This window comes from Sutcliffiella horikoshii (genome assembly GCF_044809035.1).
GTDB lineage: Bacteria > Bacillota > Bacilli > Bacillales > Bacillaceae_I > Sutcliffiella_A > Sutcliffiella_A horikoshii_G.
Genome location: NZ_CP085237.1, coordinates 818,180 through 841,753 on the forward strand (window position 1 = coordinate 818,180; position 23,574 = coordinate 841,753).

General features: G+C 41.3%; 21 protein-coding genes. 17 read left to right on the forward strand and 4 right to left on the reverse strand.

The features are described 5' to 3' along the window. Window positions 1-79: 79 nt before the first annotated feature. Window positions 80-688: a YitT family protein gene (locus tag LG307_RS04430; protein WP_404448499.1), complete on the forward strand. Its 609-nt coding sequence runs from the start codon at window positions 80-82 to the stop codon at window positions 686-688. A 23-nt stretch (window positions 689-711) separates the two neighbouring features. Here LG307_RS04430 and LG307_RS04435 read toward each other — a convergent pair whose 3' ends face one another. Next, a complete protein-coding gene (locus LG307_RS04435; RefSeq protein WP_404448501.1) occupies window positions 712-1,020 on the reverse strand; it encodes a TIGR04104 family putative zinc finger protein in 309 nt (102 codons plus the stop codon). 133 nt (window positions 1,021-1,153) lie between these two features. On the opposite strand from LG307_RS04435, the gene LG307_RS04440 reads away from it, so the two are divergent. Beyond that, window positions 1,154-1,963, forward strand: a complete 810-nt coding sequence (locus LG307_RS04440) for a YfkD family protein (protein WP_404448503.1) — start codon at window positions 1,154-1,156, stop codon at window positions 1,961-1,963. A 211-nt stretch (window positions 1,964-2,174) separates the two neighbouring features. Continuing rightward, window positions 2,175-2,498, forward strand: coding sequence for a hypothetical protein (locus tag LG307_RS04445; protein ID WP_404448505.1), 324 nt, complete (start codon window positions 2,175-2,177; stop codon window positions 2,496-2,498). A gap of 47 nt (window positions 2,499-2,545) precedes the next feature. Here the strand turns inward: LG307_RS04445 and yfkAB are convergent, their stop codons facing one another. Next, window positions 2,546-3,670 carry a radical SAM/CxCxxxxC motif protein YfkAB gene (gene yfkAB / locus LG307_RS04450; protein ID WP_404448507.1) on the reverse strand — a complete coding sequence of 375 codons (1,125 nt, stop codon included), beginning with the start codon at window positions 3,668-3,670 and terminating at the stop codon, window positions 2,546-2,548. A 150-nt stretch (window positions 3,671-3,820) separates the two neighbouring features. Between yfkAB and LG307_RS04455 the strand changes: the two genes are divergently transcribed. After that, the gene (locus LG307_RS04455) at window positions 3,821-4,003 is read left to right on the forward strand and encodes an SE1561 family protein (protein ID WP_204415028.1); all 183 of its coding nucleotides are present in this window, start codon (window positions 3,821-3,823) and stop codon (window positions 4,001-4,003) included. 242 nt (window positions 4,004-4,245) lie between these two features. Here the strand turns inward: LG307_RS04455 and LG307_RS04460 are convergent, their stop codons facing one another. Beyond that, window positions 4,246-5,142, reverse strand: a complete 897-nt coding sequence (locus LG307_RS04460; RefSeq protein WP_404448509.1) for a GNAT family N-acetyltransferase — start codon at window positions 5,140-5,142, stop codon at window positions 4,246-4,248. Window positions 5,143-5,324: 182 nt separating this feature from the next. Between LG307_RS04460 and LG307_RS04465 the strand changes: the two genes are divergently transcribed. From LG307_RS04465 to LG307_RS04515, 11 genes are all read left to right on the forward strand, one after another. Beyond that, the gene (locus LG307_RS04465; protein ID WP_404448511.1) at window positions 5,325-6,866 is read left to right on the forward strand and encodes a fumarate hydratase; all 1,542 of its coding nucleotides are present in this window, start codon (window positions 5,325-5,327) and stop codon (window positions 6,864-6,866) included. Window positions 6,867-7,195: 329 nt separating this feature from the next. Then, window positions 7,196-8,011, forward strand: coding sequence for a delta-lactam-biosynthetic de-N-acetylase (gene pdaA, locus LG307_RS04470; RefSeq protein ID WP_404448512.1), 816 nt, complete (start codon window positions 7,196-7,198; stop codon window positions 8,009-8,011). Between the two features lie 130 nt (window positions 8,012-8,141). Next, window positions 8,142-9,023: a DNA-3-methyladenine glycosylase family protein gene (locus LG307_RS04475; RefSeq protein WP_404448514.1), complete on the forward strand. Its 882-nt coding sequence runs from the start codon at window positions 8,142-8,144 to the stop codon at window positions 9,021-9,023. Continuing rightward, window positions 9,020-10,420 (forward strand): 23S rRNA (uracil(1939)-C(5))-methyltransferase RlmD, encoded by a 1,401-nt coding sequence (gene rlmD, locus LG307_RS04480; RefSeq protein ID WP_404448516.1) that lies wholly within the window; start codon window positions 9,020-9,022, stop codon window positions 10,418-10,420. The genes LG307_RS04475 and rlmD overlap by 4 nt, the downstream gene beginning before the upstream one ends. A 219-nt stretch (window positions 10,421-10,639) precedes the next feature. Next, window positions 10,640-12,223 carry a diguanylate cyclase gene (locus LG307_RS04485; RefSeq protein WP_404448518.1) on the forward strand — a complete coding sequence of 528 codons (1,584 nt, stop codon included), beginning with the start codon at window positions 10,640-10,642 and terminating at the stop codon, window positions 12,221-12,223. Continuing rightward, the gene (locus LG307_RS04490) at window positions 12,223-13,281 is read left to right on the forward strand and encodes a HEAT repeat domain-containing protein (protein WP_404448520.1); all 1,059 of its coding nucleotides are present in this window, start codon (window positions 12,223-12,225) and stop codon (window positions 13,279-13,281) included. The genes LG307_RS04485 and LG307_RS04490 overlap by 1 nt, the downstream gene beginning before the upstream one ends. A gap of 49 nt (window positions 13,282-13,330) precedes the next feature. Further along, complete coding sequence (locus LG307_RS04495) at window positions 13,331-14,680, forward strand: glycosyltransferase (protein ID WP_404450376.1); 1,350 nt, start codon at window positions 13,331-13,333, stop codon at window positions 14,678-14,680. A gap of 33 nt (window positions 14,681-14,713) precedes the next feature. After that, window positions 14,714-15,091 (forward strand): response regulator transcription factor, encoded by a 378-nt coding sequence (locus LG307_RS04500; protein WP_404448522.1) that lies wholly within the window; start codon window positions 14,714-14,716, stop codon window positions 15,089-15,091. After that, window positions 15,075-17,495, forward strand: coding sequence for an ATP-binding protein (locus tag LG307_RS04505; protein WP_404448523.1), 2,421 nt, complete (start codon window positions 15,075-15,077; stop codon window positions 17,493-17,495). The genes LG307_RS04500 and LG307_RS04505 overlap by 17 nt, the downstream gene beginning before the upstream one ends. A gap of 66 nt (window positions 17,496-17,561) precedes the next feature. Then, window positions 17,562-18,083 (forward strand): DUF1456 family protein, encoded by a 522-nt coding sequence (locus tag LG307_RS04510; RefSeq protein ID WP_404448525.1) that lies wholly within the window; start codon window positions 17,562-17,564, stop codon window positions 18,081-18,083. Between the two features lie 107 nt (window positions 18,084-18,190). Continuing rightward, window positions 18,191-19,267: a Gfo/Idh/MocA family protein gene (locus LG307_RS04515; protein WP_404448527.1), complete on the forward strand. Its 1,077-nt coding sequence runs from the start codon at window positions 18,191-18,193 to the stop codon at window positions 19,265-19,267. A 404-nt stretch (window positions 19,268-19,671) separates the two neighbouring features. Here LG307_RS04515 and LG307_RS04520 read toward each other — a convergent pair whose 3' ends face one another. Beyond that, window positions 19,672-20,625, reverse strand: coding sequence for a nucleoside hydrolase (locus tag LG307_RS04520; RefSeq protein ID WP_404448528.1), 954 nt, complete (start codon window positions 20,623-20,625; stop codon window positions 19,672-19,674). Between the two features lie 230 nt (window positions 20,626-20,855). Here LG307_RS04520 and LG307_RS04525 point away from each other — a divergent pair, with 230 nt between their 5' ends. Further along, window positions 20,856-21,965, forward strand: a complete 1,110-nt coding sequence (locus LG307_RS04525; protein ID WP_404448530.1) for a sugar ABC transporter substrate-binding protein — start codon at window positions 20,856-20,858, stop codon at window positions 21,963-21,965. A 77-nt stretch (window positions 21,966-22,042) separates the two neighbouring features. Further along, a complete protein-coding gene (locus LG307_RS04530) occupies window positions 22,043-23,563 on the forward strand; it encodes an ATP-binding cassette domain-containing protein (protein ID WP_404448532.1) in 1,521 nt (506 codons plus the stop codon). Window positions 23,564-23,574 lie beyond the last annotated feature (11 nt).

The window sequence follows — 23,574 nt, forward strand, 5'->3', positions numbered from 1 at the left end:
TCTTTTTCATATTTTGATGTTTCACGCTTACAATGGTAATGTAGGACAAGTGACAGTAAATTGTAGAGGAGTTATCAGATTGGTTATACGGGCTTTATTTTACTTAATTGGACTTTTTGTCTTATCCTTCGGGATTAGTTTGACAATAAAATCTGACCTTGGGGCTGGAGCATGGGATGCACTGAACGTTGGGCTGTCCACTACATTCGGGCTGACAGTTGGAAGCTGGGTGTTCATTGTTGGGATCATTCTGATTGCCATCAATGCTTGGTTGCATAAAAGCAAACCGGATTATCTGGCGGTCATCACCATTTTCCTTGTGGGCGTATTTATCGACTTTTGGTTGATACAGGTGTTTGGGACATGGATTCCGTTGGGGATGTTTTTCCGTTTTGTTGTCCTTTTGGCTGGAATGGTCATCATGGCAGTAGGGATATCTGCATACCTGCAAGCTAAGTTCCCAGTTATTCCAATTGACAACTTGATGCTTGGGATTCAAAATCGTTTCAAGGTCAAGATGATGACGGCAAAAACGATTGGGGAAGTATTTGCCCTTATTTTTGCTCTTATTTTTAAAGGGCCGATTGGGGTTGGGACATTTATCATCACATTTGGTATCGGACCATTAATTCAAATTTTTTACCCCCGATTTGAGAATCTATATAGGAAATTACGACACGAGAGCTGAGGTTAGCTTTCGTGTTTTTTCTTTTACCACAAAGGCTCATTCTCGTTGCTCAATTCATAGAAGTACGGCATTCCTATGGCCAACCCGAGAATACAGACAACATACATCATGCCGAGATAGATATTGTCCACACCAAAGGAAAGGAACGGCACATTAATTAGCGGAAAAATCACTGGCAGTAAACATAATTTCTGGCGTGCATTCTTGGTTATATACTGTTTTTCTCCGCAAAATGGGCAGGGAATCGCTTTTTTGAATGTGAACGTCTTCTTCCATGTCATCTTCCAACTCCATTGCTTTTGGCAATTTGCACAAGTAGGTGTTTTCATCATATCCAGCCTCCTCTATATCTTTTTTACGTATTACTGAGGTAAAAAATTTCACCTTTCATGGATAATCTGAAATCGGTTCGAAAAAGATAACAGTACATAGATTTCAAGACGATTGAAGGGAGTAATACACATCATGCGCATACTTCAAATTATTTTGGCAGCCTTTATGGCATTTGGTTTCACACTAAACAGTGTTCAAGCTGAAGAAACGAAGGTGAAGGCTGATAATAAAAAACTGGAGGTACCAAGCTCCGTTCTAGACATCTCTAAGGACAACACATATCCAAACCCATCTCAGGACGTCCCGTACCTGCAACCGAGTGAGCTATCTCAAGAACTGATTGATTCTTCCAATGTAAAAATTGAAAACCCGAAGCTTATCAAAATTTTAAATGAATCAAATATCTCGCCTTCCCCAGTGGCTATCGGCTATCGAGCCACCATTTACTTGGGACAATGGCCTCTGTCTTACGAATCCACAGAAACGAGTGTGAATTGGGAATACCAAAAGATCAATACAAACTATACCGATAACCGCGGGGGAAATACTCCGCAACAACTGCATTATCGCCAGGAAGCACAAAAGAGTGTCAAAGGCGGACTGACTTCAAAAGTGGAGGCCGCTGATGATGTAAAAGAAATGATGATGTTAAAAGCGATGGCCAAAACGAAGCTGCCTTTATCCTTCCAGACCATTGTGGGAGCCGGAACGAAAAAGGATCAGGTATATAACATTCCGGTGAAAAAGCTTGGCTACCTGTACGCGTACTCCCCAGCTGTAAGTGAAAAAGGAAAAATTACCTATGGAGAAGTGTACCTAGTGTTAAAAGGGAAAGAAATGAAAATTGTTGTGAAAAACGTAACCTCTCAAGGAATTGGGGCGTGGATTCCGGTTCAGGACCATGTGAGTTTCATTTTTGCAGCATCTGATCGCCCAAGATAGTACTTTTGTTTTACACCAGCCTAATTCGAAGGGCTGGTGTTTTTCTGTTGAAAGTTGTGCTTATTTTACCAGTTTCAATTCTTTTTAAAGCTGGGTAAAGAAGGTTACAGAACTTCCACTACCTTGTCGAACGAAAAGTAGCCGCAGACCGAAACTTTTTCCGCCTTCAAGCGTCTTAAAAAGTGAGAATAAAAAGGAGGTCATCAATACGATGATGCACCTGGTATTATTGGTCTTAGGTTTATTTGTTTTGTTAGGTATTGTTCGGACAATGGTCATAGTCGAATTGAGGCAAAAGCCATCTTATATAGAAAACGAAGATAAACATCATGCCATATTACTGCTTTGGGGTATTGGGATTATTTTTCTACTATTATTCGTACCATATCAAGCATGGCAGTTGGCAGGAAGCTCGCGGGGATGGGACGGGGCGTTAATCTTGGGTTCAAGCTTGATGGGAATTGTGATGATCAGTTTAGGATTTTATTGCGCCTTAAAAGGGAAAAGACTTAAAGCAAGAGTGCCAACAACTTGAATATCAGACTAAAAGAAAGCCTGGGATTAAGTGTCCCAGGCTTTTGCTTATTTGGTTAACTTCGTTTCACGTACGGTGAAATCCGTGGTTGGATAGTACGCATTTTTAACTAATATGTTAGGTCCAAGACAGGCAACTGCCGGACAATGGCAGTCCAATTCTTTTGCAATGGAGGTCCCTTTCCATTTTTCATACGCGGTTGGCAAATCTGTCGTTTGAATATTTCCAAGCGGTGGCGTGTCACCAAAATCCGTGACAATAATATCCCCGTTAAAAATATTTACATTCAAACGAGAGCGGCCGTCCGGGTCATTTCGAACAGTCACATTTTTTGCCTTATACACTCGTTCAAGTAATGCTCTGTCTTCAGGATTATCACTGCAAGGATAAAACGGCAGTGTACCAAACAGCATCCACGTGTTTTCATCACGAATATCAAGCAGACGATGTATCCCATCACGCATCTCATCAAGTGTAAGGACCTCCATGCCACTAGCGAAATCGCTAGGGTACATAGGGTGCACCTCATGTCTTTGGCAATTCATCTCCTCGACAATTTGCTTATGAATATGCTCGATATGAGGAAGCGTCCGCTTGTTCAGCATCGTTTCAGCTGACACAATGACGCCAGCTGCAGTCAACGCCTTGGAATTTTCAATCATACGTTCAAAAAACTTCGCACGCTGCTCATACGTCGGTTTACGATCCATCATCGCAAATCCACCCTCAACAAAGTCATCCATTGTGCCCCAGTTATGAGAAATATGTAGCACATCCAAATAAGGAATGATTTTCTCATATCTGGCTAAATCTAATGTTAAGTTCGAATTGATTTGCGTACGCACACCGCGTTCATGCGCATATTTTAACAGTGGCACGACGTAATCGTTCACCGACTTCATGCTCATCATCGGTTCGCCGCCTGTTATACTGATGGAGCGAAGGCGCGGAATTTCTTCGAGACGTTGAATTAACAATTCTATTGGCAGTGCCTGCGGGTCCTTTGGTTGTAACGTATAGCCAACAGCACAGTGCTCACAACGCATGTTACAAAGTGTGGTTGTGGTAAACTCAACGTTTGTCAGTTCCATTTGTCCGTATTCTTTTACATCTAAATAAGCTTCCCATGGGTCATAGGAAGGGGTAATGGGTGGTAGTATAGTTGTCTTCATCGTAAACTCCTTTATTAAAAACCTTACCCTTCATTGTATCATGATTTAAAGAGATGCAGACCGGAAAATTTCATACGAAGGTTGCCTGAAGAGTTTTAGTGCGGTAGTATAGAGAAAAACTTACAGGAATAACAGAAAGGTGCGATTATAATGGGCAAAGCAACAGAAAACAAAGATTCCCAAGTCGATTACTTGAAAAATAGATTGAATATGTTTTTGGAGGTTGTGGATTCATTAGATCCAGAATCAACGGATCTTGAGGACATTGACCGCCTGATCCAGATGCTTGATGATTTAGAAGGAAAGTATAATCAGTTTAAGAAGGATTGGTAAGAACTTGTTAGGCTGATAAAATTGTGAAGAGAGGTCTTGATAGAGGTTATGAAGCCCTCTTGGAGCTAAAAAAACGTGAAGAGAGGTCTTGATAGAGGTTATGAAGCCCTCTTGGAGCTGAAAAAACGTGAAGAGAGGTCTTGATAGAGGTTATGAAGCCCCTCTTGGAGCTGAAAAAACGTGAAGAGAGGTCTTCATACTTCGCTTCACCACTTCACTCCCTAATTTGCAACCAATCCCTCCTACTGTTTCACCTTCCTATAAACCTCCAACAACTCTTCTACAGACACCCCATCAATTTTCATCCCGGAAATGTCGCAGTCGATAATTTCCACGTCACCCATCCTGCAGTTGTTAAACCTCGTCCCCATCAATTCACAGCGTTCAAAGCTTATAGGCGCCCTTTCAATAGACGTATCGCTAAACTCTACACCACTCATTTCAACGTGCTTTACCCTGCTCCCAGAAAGATTCAAGTCAGCAATCACCGTATCTCGAAAATTGATGTTCTGAAACTTAGAGCCGTTTAAATTTATATTACTGAAATGAGCACCGGCTAATGTGCTATTACTGAAGGCGCTGTTTGCTAAATTCGTTTGATAAAAGGTTGCACCTTCCAAATTGCAGGATTCAAATTCATTTTCCGCACCAGTTTCATTACCGCGAATACGCTTGATGTAACTCACCTCATCTTCTGTTTCAAATGTGCGTTCAAATCCCATCTTTTCATAAAAATGAAGATTGCCTTTTTGTCGTCCGGAGGTTTCCAAATCCCAAGTTGTGACAGTGGGATAGGTTTTTTCCACCAAACTTATCACTTCCGAACCGAACCCTTGTCCTTGATAAGAAGGATCAATAAAAATTCGATCAATCCTACCATAACGGCTGCCTGTCACCGTCAGAATAACACCGCCTACAAGTTGCTGTTCAAGCATTATTTTGTAATAAACAAGCTCTTCCATCATATAGCGTGTAGTATGAACCGAGTCATATCCTGGCGGTTGGATATTATAGTCGGCGAAATGCGAATCCAGTGAGCCCAGCCAGTGAAGAGCTTCCTCATCAAAGGTCCTTTTCATCAACAAAGTCAATTGTTCTGCATCTTCTAGTCTTGCTGGTAAAAGTGTAATCTGTGCCATATTGATTTCTCCCATCTCGACTGTTTCTTTCTTTACTTTACCACAAAAATCCAATTCGGTTGAGGGTTTTGGTGGAATCGGTTACAAAGTGCTTTAACCTTCTAATTAGAACAAGTATAATGAAGGTTGAATAAAAGAAACGTAGATAACTTTTCAACTGGGGATAGGAGAGGGAGTTAGAGATGAATAAATTATATGAGAGCATGTATGACTTGATTGTAGAAACCTCTACAAAGCTGCCCAAAGATGTGCGCCGTGCCATCGCTAAAGCAAAGCTTAGCGAAAGTGCAGGAACACGTGCAGCAATGTCACTAGCGACAATCACCAATAATATCACGATGGCGGATGAAAATGTGTCTCCAATTTGTCAGGACACAGGACTGCCGACTTTTAAAATAAAAACACCGGTTGGCGTAAACCAGCTGGAAATTAAAAAGGTAATTAAAGAAGCGATTATACAAGCAACCAAAGACGGGAAGCTGCGACCGAACTCCGTAGACTCTTTAACTGGTGCCAACAGTGGGGACAACCTTGGCGATGGTGTGCCTGTCATTAAGTTCGAGCAGTGGGAAAAAGATTACATTGATGCGCGCCTTATTTTAAAAGGTGGCGGCTGTGAAAATAAGAATATCCAGTATAGTTTGCCTTGTGAACTTGAGGGACTTGGCCGTGCGGGCCGTGACCTGGATGGAATCCGCAAATGTGTCATGCATTCTGTGTATCAGGCACAAGGACAGGGCTGTAGCGCCGGCGTTATCGGTGTGGGAATCGGTGGAGACCGTACTTCCGGCTATGAGCTAGCGAAAGAACAGCTGTTCCGCAACCTTGAAGATGAAAATACAGTACCTGAATTGAAAGAGCTGGAAGAGTATGTGATGGAAAATGCCAATAAGCTTGGGATTGGGACAATGGGCTTTGGCGGTGAAACGACATTGCTAGGCTGTAAAGTCGGTGTCGGGCACCGTATCCCAGCAAGTTTCTTCGTGTCTGTTGCGTACAACTGTTGGGCGTATCGCCGTCTGGGAGTGAAAATCAGTCCGGAAACAGGCGAAATCAACGAGTGGTTATACCAAGAAGGTGAAATGATTGACTTCTCCAAGGAGCTGGCAGAGCAAGAGGAAGTGGCTGCAACATCTGAAGCCAATGAAATCGTTCTGGAAGCGCCAATTACAGAAGAGAAAATTCGTTCGTTAAAAGTAGGTGACGTGGTGCGCATCAACGGCAGAATGTATACAGGCCGTGACGCGATCCACAAGCACTTAAGCGACAATGATTCACCAGTTGATTTGGACGGCCAAATCATTTACCATTGTGGACCGGTAATGCTGAAGGATGATGAAGGAAACTGGCATGTAAAAGCAGCAGGCCCGACGACAAGTATTCGCGAGGAGCCTTACCAAGGTGATATCATGAAGCGCTTCGGTATCCGCGCGGTCATGGGTAAAGGTGGAATGGGTGCGAAAACGCTGAAGGCATTGGAAGAACACGGCGGTGTTTACTTAAATGCAATCGGTGGAGCGGCGCAGTACTATGCGGACTGTATCAAGGGTGTCGACGGTGTGGATTTAATGGAATTTGGTATTCCAGAAGCAATGTGGCATTTGAACGTGGAAGGTTTTACAGCGGTAGTAACCATGGATTCGCATGGTAACAGCTTGCATGCGGATGTGGAGAAGTCTTCTTTAGAGAAGCTTGCGCAGTTTAAAGATAGAGTGTTTAACTGATTTTTTAGAATCGACGGTTCGGTGACCAAATGGTTGCCGAACTTTTTTGATTTTAGGGACGGAAGCCGATTGAGGGTGGTCGTGTCATTATTTCCCGGTAAATGTCGATTGGCATGTATTGCTCTTGTTTCGGACAGTATTTGGCATAATTCCGCTTGTATTTCATGGTTTTCCGCTTGTATTTGCCTGCACTTGGACAGTATTCCCTCCTTTTCCGACAGTAAGTTCAATGTAGCCTTCAATTGGAAAACAATACACGGTATCAATCCCTCATTCCAGACGAAACATAATAGTAGCTAGAAATCATGGAAGGGAGGAGCCACCATATCATGCGAAAATTACTAAATATCCTAACCATAACTGTTGTTGCACTTTTCGTCATTCCGCATTTAAGCCAAGCGGATACCTATTCCACTACAACCTTGCATTGGGGGTTCAAAAAGAGTCAAAACCACGAGCCGCCTGATGCCGGTCAAAAATACAATGAACTTTTAAAGAAACATGATGCTTTTTATCTTGGAGATACAAGTAAAAAGGAGATATATCTTACCTTTGATAATGGCTATGAAAATGGCTACACCGAGAAAGTATTGGACGTTCTGAAAAAGAAGAAAGTACCCGCCGCTTTTTTCGTTACAGGGTATTACCTGAAGGATCAACCTGACTTGGTCAAACGAATGGTCAGTGAAGGCCATATTGTCGGCAATCACAGCTGGCATCATCCCGATATGACACAAGTAAACGATGTTCGCTTCAAAAAAGAGCTCGACATGATCAAAGAGGAGTACAAAAACATCACAGGACTTGATAATATGACATATATGAGGCCCCCGCGCGGTACGTTCAGTGACCGTTCATTGGCACTTGCGAACCAAATGGGCTATCAACACGTCTTCTGGTCCCTGGCTTATGTTGACTGGTACACCGATCAGCAAAAAGGCTGGAAATATTCTTATGACAATATCATGGCCCAAATACATCCTGGAGCGATACTTTTACTGCACACTGTCTCCAAAGACAATGCAGAAGCGATGGAAAAGGTCATTGACGACCTCCGTAAACAAGGTTATGAATTTAAAAGCCTGGATGAAATTGCTGCACAACATACTATTCCCAATCCTATATTGCTTATACAAGAAAACTGACTCCCTTGCAAAAATGCAAAGGAGTTTTCTGCATGTTTTTGTCATTTAGTATTTCGTATTACCTCCTTTGTTTGGCAACACGCCAGAAAGCCGTTATAATTGGGAAAGCAAATAAAGGGCGGTGGGGAGATTGGCTAGGATTAAGATAAATGGACCATATGATTTTGACAGAGTGTTGCAGCGGCTATCCATTGATCCTCTAATGGTCATTAATCATAAGGAACGTTTTGTTAAAGTACCGATGTACCAGGAGGAATCACCGATTGTTGTAAAAGTACAGGCGACAGGGACAAAGCAGGAGCCTAGCTTTCAATTATCAAGTTCTGCAACTCTGACAGACTTAGAAGTTCAACATATAACATCTATTTTCCAATGGGATAGGCCACTTCAAGAGATCGGGAGTCACTTTGCCAATACTGATCTCGCATCTATTTTCAAAGAGCACGAAGGAACGCCGCTCGTGTTGGATTTTGACCTGTACCATTGCCTAATGAAATGCATTATCCACCAACAGGTCAACATGAAATTTGCGCATACGTTAACAGAGAGGTTCGTGCACACATTCGGTTTTGAAAAAGAAGGAGTTTGGTTCTATCCAAAGCCTCACGAAGTAGCCAAGCTGGATTACGAACAAATCACAGAGTTAAAAATGAGCCGCCGCAAAGCGGAATATATTATAGATACATCCAAATTGATTGCAAACGGCGACTTGGCCCTAAACAGCTTGGACAAAATGTCAGATGAAGAAATTCTGAAAAAGCTTATTAAAGTAAGAGGAATCGGACCTTGGACTGTCCAAAATCTGCTTCTTTTTGGACTTGGCAGACCGAATCTATTCCCTATAGCTGATATCGGCATCCAAAATGCCCTGAAAAAACTAAATGGACTCGACCAAAAACCAACGGTCCTGCAAATGCAGGAGTGGAGCAAGGACTGGGAACCATATTTAAGCTACGCATCCCTTTACCTTTGGAGAAGCATCGAACCGCAAGCTGAGGAGTTAGTGAAATGAAAACAAAGAAACCATATAACAAGCAACAATCCAATGTGGATATGAGAGTAGGACAAACTTTTCCGCTAACGATAAAGCGTCTTGGAATCAACGGAGAAGGTGTGGGTTATTTTAAAAAGCAAGTTGTATTTGTTCCTGGTGCATTGCCAGAAGAAGTGGTAGTAGCGGAAGTGACGGATGTTAAAAACAAATTTGCGGAAGCGAAAATAAAGAAAATCAGAAGCAAATCTCCGCACCGCACCTCCCCGCCATGTCCGATTTATGAGCAATGCGGTGGCTGTCAGCTGCAGCATCTAAAATACGATCAGCAGTTGGCTTTAAAACGAGACATAGTCATTCAATCTTTAGAACGTCATACAAAATTGAATGTGAGCAAACTCGACATCAAGCCGACCATCGGGATGGAAGATCCGTGGTATTACCGGAATAAGAGCCAGTTCCAAGTTGGCAAGCAAAAAGAAAAAGTAATTGCAGGTCTATACGGAGCAAACTCGCACAAGCTGATTGATATTGATAATTGTATCGTCCAGCACAGTGCTACAACAGAAGTGACCAACACGGTCAAAAAAATTCTGCAAGATTTTAATATACCGGTCCAAAGTGAGAAAAAGGGACAGCCTTCTGTTCGCACCATTATGACAAGAGTCGGTTTTTCCACAGGAGAAATTCAAGTGGTATTGATTACGACCGATGAAAAATTGCCTCGCAAACAGTTAGTAGTAGAGGAAATTCAAAAACGATTGCCAAAAGTGAAGAGCATTATGCAAAACATAAACGGCAGAAAAACCTCCCTTATTTTTGGAGAAGAAACGATTCATTTAAGTGGAGAAAAAGTAATACAGGAAACGCTTGGGGATGTATCGTTTGAGCTTAGCGCACGCGCATTCTTCCAGCTCAACCCTGTACAGACAGTTAAGTTGTATGATTTGGTGAAAGAAGCGGCACAACTGACAGGTAAAGAGAAAGTAGTAGACGCTTATTGTGGTGTCGGAACGATTGGACTTTGGCTAGCAGAAGGTGCAGGAGAGGTTCGCGGTATGGATACCATTGCAGAATCGATCGAGGACGCAAAGGAAAACGCTAAACGCCATGGCTACTCCAATATGAAATATGTTGCAGGTAAAGCAGAGAAATGGCTGCCAAGATGGGTAAAAGAAGGTTGGAGGCCGGATAGTATCGTGGTGGATCCTCCACGTACAGGCCTGGACGAAACATTCATGAAGACCGTTCTTGACGTAGAACCAAAGAATTTTGTCTACGTATCCTGTAATCCATCCACACTTGCCAAAGACATTCAGTTCCTTAGTAAAAAGTACAAAGTGGACTGGATCCAACCTGTGGATATGTTCCCTCAAACCGCTCATGTGGAGAGTGTTGTTAGATTCATACGTAAATAAAGGCATTGTTATCACAAATATAAGGCCCCACTCATCTGATGGAGTGGGGTTTTCTTTTGATTGCAGTATGTAATGGTTATAAAGAGTGCCAAATGTTGTAATCATGATTGAAAATATATCCATGACACCATAATCATTCATCTTTATAATTAAAATATAATATGGAATTCAGAGGCTGATTTTCTAGGTTGTCTTGTATCATCGAAAGGTTGTGCTGTGTTGGATAAATATAAAACGAAGTTAATTGCTACTATTTTACATCAAATAGATCAGTGGGAAGTTCAGGCTAGCGATATTACCCATGAAGAAGTATATCGGTTTGTTCACTCTATAAAAGGAACAGCTAGGACAGTCGGGCTGGATGAGCTGGGAGATTTAACAGAAGCGCTATATGAAAAGGTAAGCGTGATTGAAAAGAGTACGTGGCAGTTGGAAGAATGCCGATCCTTTTTGCAGGAAGTTATCGACTATTGCAATAAGATAGGGGCTACTACAGAACAAACAAAAGATCAACCAAGGATCCTCATTGCAGATCGTGATCCAGCTCTACTTGTAGAGTGGAAAGAGTACCTGGAGAGAAAGTCTTTCCATGTACTGGTCAGTACAGACTTTGAAAAGACCATTGATACTTTCTATGATGTGAAACCGGATTGTCTGATTATGGAAGCGGGGTTGAAAGATGAAAAAGGGATTCCATTGTTGGAGAGACTTCAAGCAAGCGGTCAACAAATATTGACACCAGTTATGGTGATTGGTGACAATCCAACCAGGGAAAACCGATTAAATGCATACCGTGCTGGAGCAGATGATTTTATGTCCAAACCTTTGGATTTAGAGGAGTTGGAAGTAAGGATTTCAAGGCAAGTGGGGAGAAAAAAGCAATATGACGATTTGTTGTTGATGGATGAGCTCACAAAGGCTTATAACCGAAAGTACTTCCAGTCATCCTTTTCGAAACAGCAATCGATTCTTACAAGAATAAAAGAACCCTTTAGTGTGGGAGTCATTGATCTCGATTATTTTAAGCATGTAAATGATACTTATGGTCATGTGGTTGGGGACGAGGTGTTGAAGCAGTTAGCATCCTTCATGAAACGAAATATGCGATCTGGTGATGTTTTTGCCAGGTATGGAGGAGAAGAGTTTGCTATGTTACTGCCGAATACGGCTATGGAACAAGCAAAAAAGCTAGTTGAACGGCTTTTAAATGGGTTTATGAAATTGAATTTTCATGCAGATCAAGTTTCATTTACGTGTTCCTTTTCCGGTGGAGTAGTACAGGTAACAGATGGTAGCTTGGCATTGGAAAGAGTAATGGAACGAGCAGACAAGGCTCTATATGAAGCGAAAAAGGAAGGAAAAGCAAGAATTAAAGTATATGAAGGAGGCCAAGCAGTTGTTACACAGAAGGTCAAGGTAGCGATTGTCGATGATGATGAAATTGTAAGAATGATGCTTTCTGAAGTGATAGGTAAGCTTCCTCTACCTGTAAATAAGATTATTGAAATAAAGGCATTCCCAGATGGAAAAAGCTTTCTGCATTCTGAGTGGCTACTAAGTGAGGATCGGTATGTGGTCATTCTTGACGGGATGATGCCAAAAATGGATGGATTGGAAGTATTACAGAGACTTCGCTCGGAAAGACGCCATGACCAATTTAAAGTAATGATGTTAACTTCAAGGAAAAGCGAAAGGGACATACAAAAAGCGTTGCAGCTTGGTGCGGATGATTATGTGACAAAACCTTTTAAGCTCCTTGAGGTGGAAGCAAGGCTTCAGCACCTGATAAAGCGGGGGATGTGATGTTGATTAATAGCCTTGTATCTATCGTGCTGGTTATCATTTTCTCTTTTTTTATTTTGCTCTCGATTTTATTTATATATATGCTTGTCACCAAATTGATACAGAACAACCACCGTCAAAAAATTGACCAACATAAAGAAGAATTAAGGGCTAAAGTTTTTGAATACTTATACAGGCAAAACCAAGACATTCTGGAACAGGATTGGAAAGGAAAACAGTGGAAAGCTATGGAAGAACTGTTTAGCGATTTTGCAGATGTAGTCCAAGGGGATGAGGTGCAGGAGCGAATTACCCTTTTTGCAAACACTCATTTTATGGAGAAGTATAAGCGAAACCTTATTCATCGTCGTTGGAGCATAAGGATGAATAGTCTGTATGCAATTGAGGATTTTCATCTAAAGAGCATGGTGCCTTACCTCCTTAATATTTATGAAAAGAGAAGTCTTACTCAAGAGGAAAGAAGACAATTATTAAAAATCTTAGTGCGATTTCAAACAAATCACTGGGGAGAATTACTTAAAGAACCAAAGTGGCGTCTTTCAGAATTTATGTACAGATCTTTATTGGGGGTAATGACAGAGAGTCAGTTTCAGGTGATGGTTACAAACTTTGATGACTTCCCTGAATACATTCAACTTCCAGTGCTAGATATGATAGGAATTGAGGGGAAAAGGGAATTTTTTCCCTTTCTCGAGAACCTACTAAGGATTTCTTCTGGGGAAAAGAAAATCAGAATTCTAAAAGCAATGAACGAATTAGGATATTCAAAGATTATGGAATGGATGGAACATGTAGATTTCAAAGAGAGCTCATGGGAAGAGCGGTTAATGCTCAGTAAATTGCTTGGCAGGACCAACCATAGGGAGAGCCTTCTTATTTTGACAGAGCTTTTAAGTGACACACATTATGATGTCAGAAATAACGCTGCCAAATCCATCTTATCCATTAAAGGTGGAGCAGACCTTCTCTATCAAGTCCTTGAAACTTCAGAAGACCGCTTTGCAAGAGACATGGCGGATGAATGGTTACAGAGAGGAGGGCAAATCCGTGGACGATAATTTTGTTTATTTGTTATTACAGGGAATTGGTTGGTTTGTTATTGCTTATATGGGATTTGTCATTCTTTTTTATCTCTTCATGTTGCTGGTTTCCCTGTTCCAAGTTAGGAAGAACTATCAGCTGGACAATACAGAGCCGTATGAGGACCTATTGGATGTAAGTTATTCTAAACCGCTATCTATATTGGTGCCGGCCTATAATGAATCACTTGGGATTGTTCCATCTGTTCGATCCTTACTTAGTATAGAATACCCACAGTATGAAATCATTGTGATTAATGATGGTTCTAAAGATGATACGATGGAAAAGCTCATAGAGGAATTTCAACTGAAAAAAATAAAGAAAATAGTGAAACAAAAGTTGAAGACAAAAGAAGTAAAAGGTATCTATCAGTCTTCTATCTATGATTATTTATATGTGATAGATAAGGAGAATGGTGGGAAATCGGATGCATTAAACGTTGGAATTAACGTATGCACCTATCCATATTTCTGTTCAGTGGACGGAGATTCTATCCTGGAGAGGGACGCCTTCTTAAAAGTGATGAAGCCTATCATAGATTCCGATGGAGAGGTCATTGCCACAGGTGGAAGTGTAAGAATCGCTAACGGTTCTGCTATCGAAAACGGATCTATAATGAAGGTGGGCCTTTCCTCCAATCCACTGGTCATCATGCAGGTTATTGAATATTTGCGCGCATTTTTAGTTGGCAGGATCGGGTTAAGCAAACATAATCTTTTATTGATTGTATCAGGTGCCTTTGGGGTCTTTTCTAAAAAATGGGTAACAGATGCAGGGGGCTATTCTCATACCGTCGGAGAAGATATGGAATTAGTCGTAAGGTTGCACCGATTTATAAAGGAAAAGAAGTCAAACAAGAAAATTGTCTACGTTGCAGATCCTGTATGCTGGACAGAAGCTCCAGAAGAAATGACATTCTTAAAAAGACAGCGGAATAGATGGCACAGGGGTCTATTTGAAAGTTTGTGGATGCATCGCTCTATGGCATTCAATCCTAAATATGGATCTATTGGTATGATATCCATGCCATATTTCATCTTAATAGAGTTTCTTGGGCCAGTTGTGGAATTAACAGGTTATTTATATATAATCCTCTCTTTTTTCCTTGGTGGTATGAATGAAGAAATAGCGCTGCTCCTATTCTTGCTTTTTGTTATCTATGGTTCTATCTATTCCATGTTGGCCGTTTTAATGGAAGAGTGGAGTCTAAAACGATACCCTAAAGCAAGGCATATTGTTGTTTTATTCTTCTATTCCCTTACAGAAACCTTCTGGTACAGACCTTTAACCATAATCTGGAGGTGCCAAGGCATCTTGGATGTATTAAGGAAGAAGAGAGGTTGGGGAGAAATGCAACGAAAAGGGGTATCTCAATGATCTGGTATTTAATGATAAATGGAGGAGTCAAAGATGGCAAATATATTACTTGCTGAGGACGAAAGTGTTCTTCGCATGCTCATAACAGATACACTGGAAGATGAAGGCCACCATGTTGTGGAGGCATGCAGCGGGAAAGAAGCGGTGGATATTTTGGAAGCAGGGAAAAGTTTTGATCTGGTTATCCTCGATTATATGATGCCTGTATACACAGGCTTAGAGGTACTAACAAAGATGAAAACAATGGGACTTAACCATATTCCACCTGTCCTAATGCTTACAGCAAAAAGTCAAAAGTCCGTTCGTGATGCGGTCCTTGCCTCGGGAGCTTCAGGATTTATGTCCAAGCCGTTCAGTCCAATGGAGCTGGCAGAAAGAGTAGAGGCATTGCTAAATGAAGTGGAAAGATAGTATATCTACGAAATTTTTAACGATTAATGGAATCTTTTTTCTAGTTTTAGTCACTGGGATTATAGCACTGTTGGTATATGAGTACTCCTTATCTCAAGAGTTTAAGGAAAGGAATGAAGTGCTTGAATCTAAGGAGGAGCTAATACAAGACATTGACGATAACATAAATAGTTCATTCCAGAAGTATCGCGGGTATGTCGCATTTTCCAACCGAGAGATGTTACAGGATGCAAAAGGGTATGAATTTAACATTGAAAGTGATATTGATAGTCTTGCGGAAATAGCGGAAGACGTGAAAGACGAACAGTTTGTGGATAAAGTAACAGATTTTCATACCTTCTATTTTTCTATATATCTTCCGAAAATTGAGGATTTATATGAACGAGGGAATATGAATGAGCTTGAGGACTATCTGTTCACCCAGGGTATATCCGATGATATTTTAGATTTTATGGATTATATGAAAGATTACCGGTATGAAGTAGACGGGGAGATAGAAGACAATGTGGATCTGATGTCAGATAAAATTCAAGCCAGTCAGCTTTTGTTTTCTTTGTATTTTCTGCTTGTGATTTCCTTGCTTTTCACCATAACGTGGGTGCTTATTAAACAGGTGGGAAGACCGTTGCGGGAACTTTCAAAGGCTGCAGATGACATAACTAATGGAAAACTAACAGTGCTGCCATCTTATCAGAAAAGCTCGGATGAGATAGGTGTATTATCTAATGCGCTCCATAAAATGGTTAATACGTTACAATACAAAGAAGAAGAGTTGATTGCGCAAAATGAAGAACTACTTGCACAGCAGGACGAACTTCATGCACAGCAAGTACAATTGGAAGAAAATCTTTCGATAATTGAAGTGAGTAATGAGCAACTTGAGGTAAGGAATAAGTTTATTCATGATATGGCAGAGACGTTAAGCAGAGAACGACTCTTAGAAAGTGTTGTCCGAAATATGGGGAAAGTATTAGGGGCAAATGTAGGCATTATGATGATGCTTGATGATAAAAGAACAGCTGCTTCTATTGGTCTGTCAAAGAAGGCGGTAGAGCAGTTACAGTCAGAAGAGAATAATGTATTCCTCCAACAATTAGTGGATGTCCAAAAAGCATTTAAGGTTGATAGAAAATGCAGTCGGATGGAGGCGACCTACCATTCTGAAGATATGGCAGCCTTTGATTTATTTATACCTGTCCTTTCATCTAATGGTATAATGTCTGCTTACATGCAGTTCACAAGATATGATGCGCCATTTTCTGAAACGGAAATAAAAACAGGGGAAGCACTAGCCATGCAGGTCAGTATGGCTTGGGAAAAAGTCGATTTGTATGAGGATTCGGAAGAGAATCGCCTCTTTTACCAGGATATTTTAAACACCATACAGGAGGGTGTCCTACTAGTGGATGAAAGGGGTAGTGTACTTCAGGCCAACACCAAAATGAGTTCCTTATTGAACTTTCCAACGCCTAATCGATTGTTGCAATTATCTTTTGAAGAATGGACAACGGTCCTGGTTGAAATGGCAGTCGACAAAGAAAAACTGAGAACAGATCTACTCACTACTTTTAGTGAGAATGAATCTGCTGATGATGCCTTAATATTTGAGTTGTATCAGAGGCATGAGAGATGTGTCTTTAAAATGTATAAGGAAAAAGTCTCACGACAAGACCTTTCCTATGGCTACATTTTGGTATTCCGTGATATGACAAAAGAATATGAAGTAGATAGGGTGAAATCGGAGTTTGTTAGTACCGTAAGTCATGAGCTACGAACGCCATTAGCTAGTGTTCTAGGCTTTACAGAAAGAATGATCTACAAAGAGTTATCAGAAGAACGGAAAAAAACCTACCTGAAAACAATCTATCAGGAAGCAAAACGTCTGACAGCGTTAATAAATGACTTTTTGGATGTACAGAAAATGGAAGCAGGGAAGCAAATTTATCGCAAAAGAACTGAAGATATAGTGGATATTATTCAGGAAGTAAGAGAGATTTTCCACAACAACGCAAATACACATCCAATACTTCTTGAAATAAAGACGGAACAGACGAAAGTGGAAGCTGACAGGGAGAAGCTGGCACAGGTAATGGCTAACTTGCTGAGCAATGCCATTAAATATTCTCCTGATGGCGGTAAAATCCATATTACGCTCACTTCTAAGGTTGAGATGTTACAGGTAACAATAAGGGACCACGGTATTGGAATTCCAAAAGAAGCGATTCCTCATCTCTTTACTAAGTTTTATCGGGTTGACAATTCCGACCTCAGAAAAATTGGGGGGACAGGACTCGGCTTATCCATTGTTAAAGAAATTGTCCATGCACACAATGGAGATATAGAAATAACATCACAGATTGAGGAAGGAACTGTTGTAACGATACAGCTTCCCTTGTCAAAATAAATGGTAAATTTATTGGTAAATGGTAATAAATATAGGGAATGAGCAATACAAAAAAGGAGCTTATACATGACGAACAACGATATACTTATCAGACTAAGATACGCACTAGACATCAAGGACAACGATATGGTGGAGATCTTTAAACTTGGCGATATTGAAGTAACGAGAGAAGAAGTCCAAATGATGCTCACCAAAGAGGTGGATAGCTATGATTATGACACCGAGGGAGAGTATGAGCAGGCGCTTGAGGAAGAAGAAATTCTGCCGATCAACAACAATAAGCTTGAATCGTTCCTAAACGGTTTGATTATTTTCAAAAGAGGCAGACAGGAACCAAGACCCGGTCAACCTGCAAAGCCGCCATTTTCCAATGAGCCAGCAAACAATATTCTTTTGAAAAAAGTAAAGATTGCCCTTGCGTTAACAACTGAAGATATTATCGACATCATTGGAGAAGCGGGTGTGACAATAACGAAGGGTGAATTGGGAGCTTTTCTAAGGAAAAAAGGACACAAAAATTATAAAACATGCATGGACAAATATGCGAGAAACTTCTTAAAAGGTTTGGCTCTTAAATACCGCCATTAATGCCATTAATACGCAATGTTAAACAGCACTTTCCTACATAAAAGAGGAGAGTGCTGTTTTTTGTCGAAATGAAGAGAAAGACCAACTACATAAAAGGGGAATTTAATATGAAAAAAATAAGAGTAGGTATTATTGGTACAGGTTTTGGCGCAAAAGTTCATGCACCTGTGATGCAAAGTCATCCAGGGTTTGAAGTAGTGTCGATTGCGAGTGTATCCCGTGGGAGACTTGATGAGATTAAAGAGGAAACAAGCATTGAAAATGTTTATGGAAACTGGGAGGAAATGCTGGAGACAGAAGAGCTAGATTTGGTTTCCGTTGCTTCAGCACCATTGTTACATCATGACATGGTGGTAAAAGCATTCGCGAGCGGCAACCACGTTTTATGTGAGAAACCTATGGCCTTTGATGCTGAGGAGGCGGAGAAGATGATACATGCAAGAGATGCAGCTGGTAAAATGGGCTGGATTAATTTTGAGTATCGCTTTTTGCCAGCAAGACAAAAGGTAAAGGAGATCATTTCAAGCGGGAAAATCGGCAAGGTGTTGCATGTGAATTTCTCTCTGAACATTGCAGGGTACGATAGATACGCTACAAGTAAACGCGGCTGGCTAAGTCAAAAGGATCAGGCAGGTGGGATGCTTGGAGCGGTAGGTTCTCATCTCATCGATTCTCTCCTTTGGTGGACAGATGGGAAGGTGGAATCTGTTTCCGGACAACTGACTACTCATGTACCGGAATTCGTAGATGAAAATGCGGATAAGGAAGTACGAACAGCGGATGATGCTTTCCAAGCGATTGGTACTTTTGAAGGCGGAGGCACCTTTAACATCGGCTCCAACATTGCCGTTCGCCATGCAGAAGGATGGGAGTTAGAGGTTTACGGAACAGAAGGCACGATTAAAATGGCTCAGGACAACAAGGTGCTAGTTGGCATCGGGAATAGTCCTTTAGAAGAAGTGGAAATAGAGGAAGCTTTGACGATACCAGAGGGGATGAATCCGGTTGCTGCTGGTTATTACAATGCTTTTTATCGCTCGTTGGATGAGGTGTACAAAGCTCTGTCAGGAGACGGGGTTAACCCTGATTTGCCTGTTTTAGAGGATGGGTATGTTGTGCAGGTAGTGATGGATGCAATTCGCCGGTCAGATGAGGAGGGAAGAACGGTTAAAGTTGAATATTAATATTGTTGTGTTAGTGCAGTTGCTGTGAAGCGGCTGCACTTTTACATTTTATGGGTTCTATAAGACATTTCGAGCTGAATTTGGGTTGCTTCAGTAGTATAGAAGCGTTCTATAAGACAATAGCAGCTGATTTGGTGTTACTTCGGTCGTATAGAAGCGTTCTATAAGACATTTGGAGCGGATTTGGTGTTACTTCGGTCGTATAGAGGCGTTCTATAAGACATTAGGAGCGGATTTAGGGTTGCTTCGGTCGTATAGAAGCATTCTATAAGACATTAGCAGTTGATTTGGGTTGCTTCGGTCAAATAGAATTCTTCTATAAGACAATAACCATTGAATTCAAATAACTTCGATCATATAGACAAAAAAACATGAAATCCCACCAATGGATCTCATGATTTTTCTTAATCATTCCTAATCAAAGTCCTCAGCATATCAACAAAGAAAATACCTTTATCCATCTCCGTCGCAATCCTCACACAACCTGCACCTGTGCATTCTGGTACGCCTGGCCTGAAGTCTGCGATCGACAGTCCCTCTGCATATCCTTCCTTATATTCGACCTTCACCTGTTTTCTTGTGTAAGTGAATAATCCAGGAATCCCGAGGCTTGCCATCACAGCTGCCATATCGTGCTGAGGCGTTCCGGCAATCCCTGGTTCTAACTCCTGATAAGCCTCATAGTAGAAATCAAGAATGGGCTTGATGATCTGCTGAAGCGGAGTAGTGGCAACAGTCTCGATAAAATCCACGACTCTCGGTGTAATGAGTGCTTTGCGGGTTACATTCAAAGGAATGATTGTCAGGTTAGGGGCATTTTGTGCAATGAAATTTGCTGCAATAGGATCTCCGAAAAAGTTGGCTTCTGCTACCTCTGTAACGTTACCCGGCTCAATAAAAGCGCCTCCCATAATATACGTTTCTTTTACCAATTCCATTACAGAAGGACTCAAGAACCAAGCCATAGCAAGCGATGTACAGCGGCCGACATTCGCAACCATTAATTCATTGGGATGATCTTTTATAATACGAAACAACTGACTAAAATTCGTTCGATTCCGAAAACGTTCTGCAGGGACTGGCGGAATGATAGGGCCCAGTCCCTCTTCTCCATGGATTTCCGGGAAGAATTCCGGTACTTCCCCGCTTAATGGCCGTGTGCTTCCATTAATGACGGGAATGCTTTCCTGGCCAGCCAATTCCAACAAATACTCTGCATTTCTTGCGCTGCGATCACGGTCCGTATTTCCATATCCAGCAACAATTGCTTTCAACTCTATCTCGGGATTTTTCAATGCATAGATAAGGGCAAGCGCATCATCAATTCCCGTATCAGCAAACAAGATAATCTTTTTCATCTAGTATCACCTCCTACTATTATTAATGAAAGATTAATAGAAGGTGCTTGTATGAAAGTACTAGAGTTTGTAGAGATATTTCCCCCCTTAAAATATTCCCAATTATTAAAAAAGTACAGACAATACCAAAAGAGTGCTAGTGATAGCGCTTACAACCAACTCGACCCCCACCATATAATTAAGATGTAATCAATTCAATGAAACAAGCCAAAACAAAGGGGGAGCAACACATGAAGAAGACAATGAAAGCTATGTCATTATTACTTGTTTTAATGCTTTTTACAGCTATGCTTGCAGCGTGTAACAGTAGCACAGGGGGAAGCGGCAGTGTAAGTGTGGGAATCGTATTACCAACAAAGGATGAGCCAAGATGGGTGCAGGACGAGCAACGATTCAAGGATGCATTGAAGGATTCTGACTATACTACAGAAATCCTCTTTAGCCAAGGTTCTTCTGCCAAGGAAAAAGAGAACGTAGAAACATTGATCAATAAAGGAATTGAAGTGCTGATTATCACTCCTCAAGATGGAGATGCAGCAGCTGCAGCGGTAGAAGCGGCGAAAAAAGAAGGAATCACGGTTATCTCGTATGACCGATTAATTACAAACACAGACGCGGTGGATTACTATGTAACGTTTGACAGTGTGGCGGTTGGTGCAGCACAAGGTCAATATCTGATTGATAACGTACAAGGTACAGGCGTACCACTTTACTTATATGCAGGTGCAGCTTCTGACAACAACGCATTCTTGTTCTTTGAGGGAGCTTGGAAAACGTTACAACCGAAGATTGCAGATGGAACATTCAAAATTGCAAACTCCAGTGAAGCGGAAGCGTTGAAAGATACAGCGGAACTTACTCGTGATCAAATGAGTAAAATTTTAGGTCAGGTAACAACAAACTGGGATCCAAATGAAGCGAAAAACAAAGCGCAAACGCATCTTACAGCTGTTGATGCAGATATGAAAGGTGACGTGGCAGTACTAGCTCCAAATGACGGAACAGCTCGTTCAATTGCAGATGTGTTCGCAACTGACGGTGAAGTTTCAAGCTTCTTGGTAACAGGTCAGGATGCTGAAAAAGCGTCCATCCAATATATCATTGATGGCAAGCAATCTATGACGGTATTCAAAGACGTACGTACATTAGTGACGGATGCTATGGGAATTGCAGTGGAAATCCTTGACGGCAAAACTCCTGAAACAACAGGTTCTTACGATAACGGAGAAGTAGAAGTCAAAGCAAAACAAACAGATGTCATCGTAGTGGACGAAGAGAATGTTAAACAAGAACTAATCGACTCTGAATATTACGAAGCAAGCGAATTTACAGGGTTATAATAATTTTTTGCGAAATAGTGATAGCTTCCTTATCACTATTTCGCCATTGTCATTGCTTTTGTTAAGGGGGTAAAAGGATGAGCAGATATATATTGGAGATGAATGACATCACCAAGGAATTTACAGGAGTCAAAGCGCTGAGCAATGTGAATTTTAAAGTGGAAAAAGGCGAAATTCATTGCTTGATCGGGGAGAATGGAGCAGGAAAATCCACGCTGATGAAGGTGCTGAGCGGAGTATATCCATATGGAACATATGATGGAGACATTGTATATGAAGGAAATGTTCAGCAATTTAACAAAATCAGTGACAGTGTAAATACCGGCATAGCCATCATCTATCAAGAGCTAGCTTTGTTTCCGGATTTGACAGTGTATGAAAATATTTATGCTGGAAATGAAATGAAGCTTGGTGGGATTATCGATTGGAATAGGACGATTGTAGAAGCCAAACGATTACTCCGGAAAGTGAAGCTTGACGTAAACCCTGACACACTTGTAAGAGATTTGAGTGTTGGAAAACGCCAACTAGTGGAAATAGCAAAAGCTTTAAGTAAAGAGGTTAAGCTTCTAATTTTAGATGAACCGACTGCTGCACTTAACGAAGACGATAGTGAAAACTTGCTTGAGCTATTAAAAGAACTGAAACAGCAGGGAATAACCTGCATTATGATTTCCCATAAGTTGAAAGAAGTAATCAGCATTGCAGACAAAGCCACTGTCATTCGTGATGGAAAGACGATCTGTACGCTCGATTCTACCAAAGGTGAAATCACAGAAAGTGTCATCATTAAGAACATGGTGGGTAGGGAAATTGAAGACATCTATCCTAAAAGAACGAAAAAAGTAGCGGGAGAAAATGTTCTTGAACTCCACAACTGGTCTGCTTATGATCCCCAACTCGGAAGACAGGTAGTGAAGAATGTAAATCTTCATGTGAAAAAAGGGGAAATCGTGGGGATCGCAGGCTTGATGGGATCGGGCAGGACCGAGCTCGCACTGAGCATTTTCGGCAATGCTAAATCCTACAAAATCCAAGGCGACCTGATGTGGAATAACACGCTTACTACACTTAAACATACAAGTGATGCAATCAGATCAGGGATTGCTTACGTCACAGAGGACCGGAAAGACGACGGTCTCTTCCTTTTGCAGGATATTAAGAGTAATATCTCTGCAGCGAACTTAAAAGGGATCGCCTCTAAAGGTGTCATAAACGAAAATGAGGAAATCAAGGTCGCAGATCAGTACAAACAATCACTTCATATTAAAGCTTCTTCTTTGGAACAGCTAGTAGGAAATCTTAGTGGTGGAAACCAGCAGAAGGTGTCCATTGGAAAGTGGCTGTTTGTCGGTCCAAAGCTCCTCATACTTGATGAACCGACCCGTGGAATCGACGTTGGTGCGAAATTCGAGATTTACACAGTGATGAACAAGCTTATTGATGAGGGACTTAGTATTGTGATGATTTCTTCTGAGCTTGGTGAAGTACTTGGCATGAGTGACAGAGTCTATGTCATGGCACAGGGTGAAATAAAAGGTGAATTGGAAATAGAAGAAGCAGACCAAGAAAGAATTATGGAGCTTGCTACGCAATAGGGGGTATTACG

What these genes read in the sequence shown, in the direction of transcription:
- LG307_RS04435 (WP_404448501.1), bottom strand. Translation starts at nt 1,020, where the DNA reads ATGATGAAAACACCTACTTGTGCAAATTGCCAAAAGCAATGGAGTTGG.
- LG307_RS04440 (WP_404448503.1), top strand. Translation starts at nt 1,154, where the DNA reads ATGCGCATACTTCAAATTATTTTGGCAGCCTTTATGGCATTTGGTTTC.
- LG307_RS04445 (WP_404448505.1), top strand. Translation starts at nt 2,175, where the DNA reads ATGATGCACCTGGTATTATTGGTCTTAGGTTTATTTGTTTTGTTAGGT.
- yfkAB (WP_404448507.1), bottom strand. Translation starts at nt 3,670, where the DNA reads ATGAAGACAACTATACTACCACCCATTACCCCTTCCTATGACCCATGG.
- LG307_RS04455 (WP_204415028.1), top strand. Translation starts at nt 3,821, where the DNA reads ATGGGCAAAGCAACAGAAAACAAAGATTCCCAAGTCGATTACTTGAAA.
- LG307_RS04460 (WP_404448509.1), bottom strand. Translation starts at nt 5,142, where the DNA reads ATGGCACAGATTACACTTTTACCAGCAAGACTAGAAGATGCAGAACAA.
- LG307_RS04465 (WP_404448511.1), top strand. Translation starts at nt 5,325, where the DNA reads ATGAATAAATTATATGAGAGCATGTATGACTTGATTGTAGAAACCTCT.
- pdaA (WP_404448512.1), top strand. Translation starts at nt 7,196, where the DNA reads ATGCGAAAATTACTAAATATCCTAACCATAACTGTTGTTGCACTTTTC.
- rlmD (WP_404448516.1), top strand. Translation starts at nt 9,020, where the DNA reads ATGAAAACAAAGAAACCATATAACAAGCAACAATCCAATGTGGATATG.
- LG307_RS04490 (WP_404448520.1), top strand. Translation starts at nt 12,223, where the DNA reads ATGTTGATTAATAGCCTTGTATCTATCGTGCTGGTTATCATTTTCTCT.
- LG307_RS04495 (WP_404450376.1), top strand. Translation starts at nt 13,331, where the DNA reads ATGGGATTTGTCATTCTTTTTTATCTCTTCATGTTGCTGGTTTCCCTG.
- LG307_RS04500 (WP_404448522.1), top strand. Translation starts at nt 14,714, where the DNA reads ATGGCAAATATATTACTTGCTGAGGACGAAAGTGTTCTTCGCATGCTC.
- LG307_RS04505 (WP_404448523.1), top strand. Translation starts at nt 15,075, where the DNA reads ATGAAGTGGAAAGATAGTATATCTACGAAATTTTTAACGATTAATGGA.
- LG307_RS04510 (WP_404448525.1), top strand. Translation starts at nt 17,562, where the DNA reads ATGACGAACAACGATATACTTATCAGACTAAGATACGCACTAGACATC.
- LG307_RS04515 (WP_404448527.1), top strand. Translation starts at nt 18,191, where the DNA reads ATGAAAAAAATAAGAGTAGGTATTATTGGTACAGGTTTTGGCGCAAAA.
- LG307_RS04520 (WP_404448528.1), bottom strand. Translation starts at nt 20,625, where the DNA reads ATGAAAAAGATTATCTTGTTTGCTGATACGGGAATTGATGATGCGCTT.
- LG307_RS04525 (WP_404448530.1), top strand. Translation starts at nt 20,856, where the DNA reads ATGAAGAAGACAATGAAAGCTATGTCATTATTACTTGTTTTAATGCTT.
- LG307_RS04530 (WP_404448532.1), top strand. Translation starts at nt 22,043, where the DNA reads ATGAGCAGATATATATTGGAGATGAATGACATCACCAAGGAATTTACA.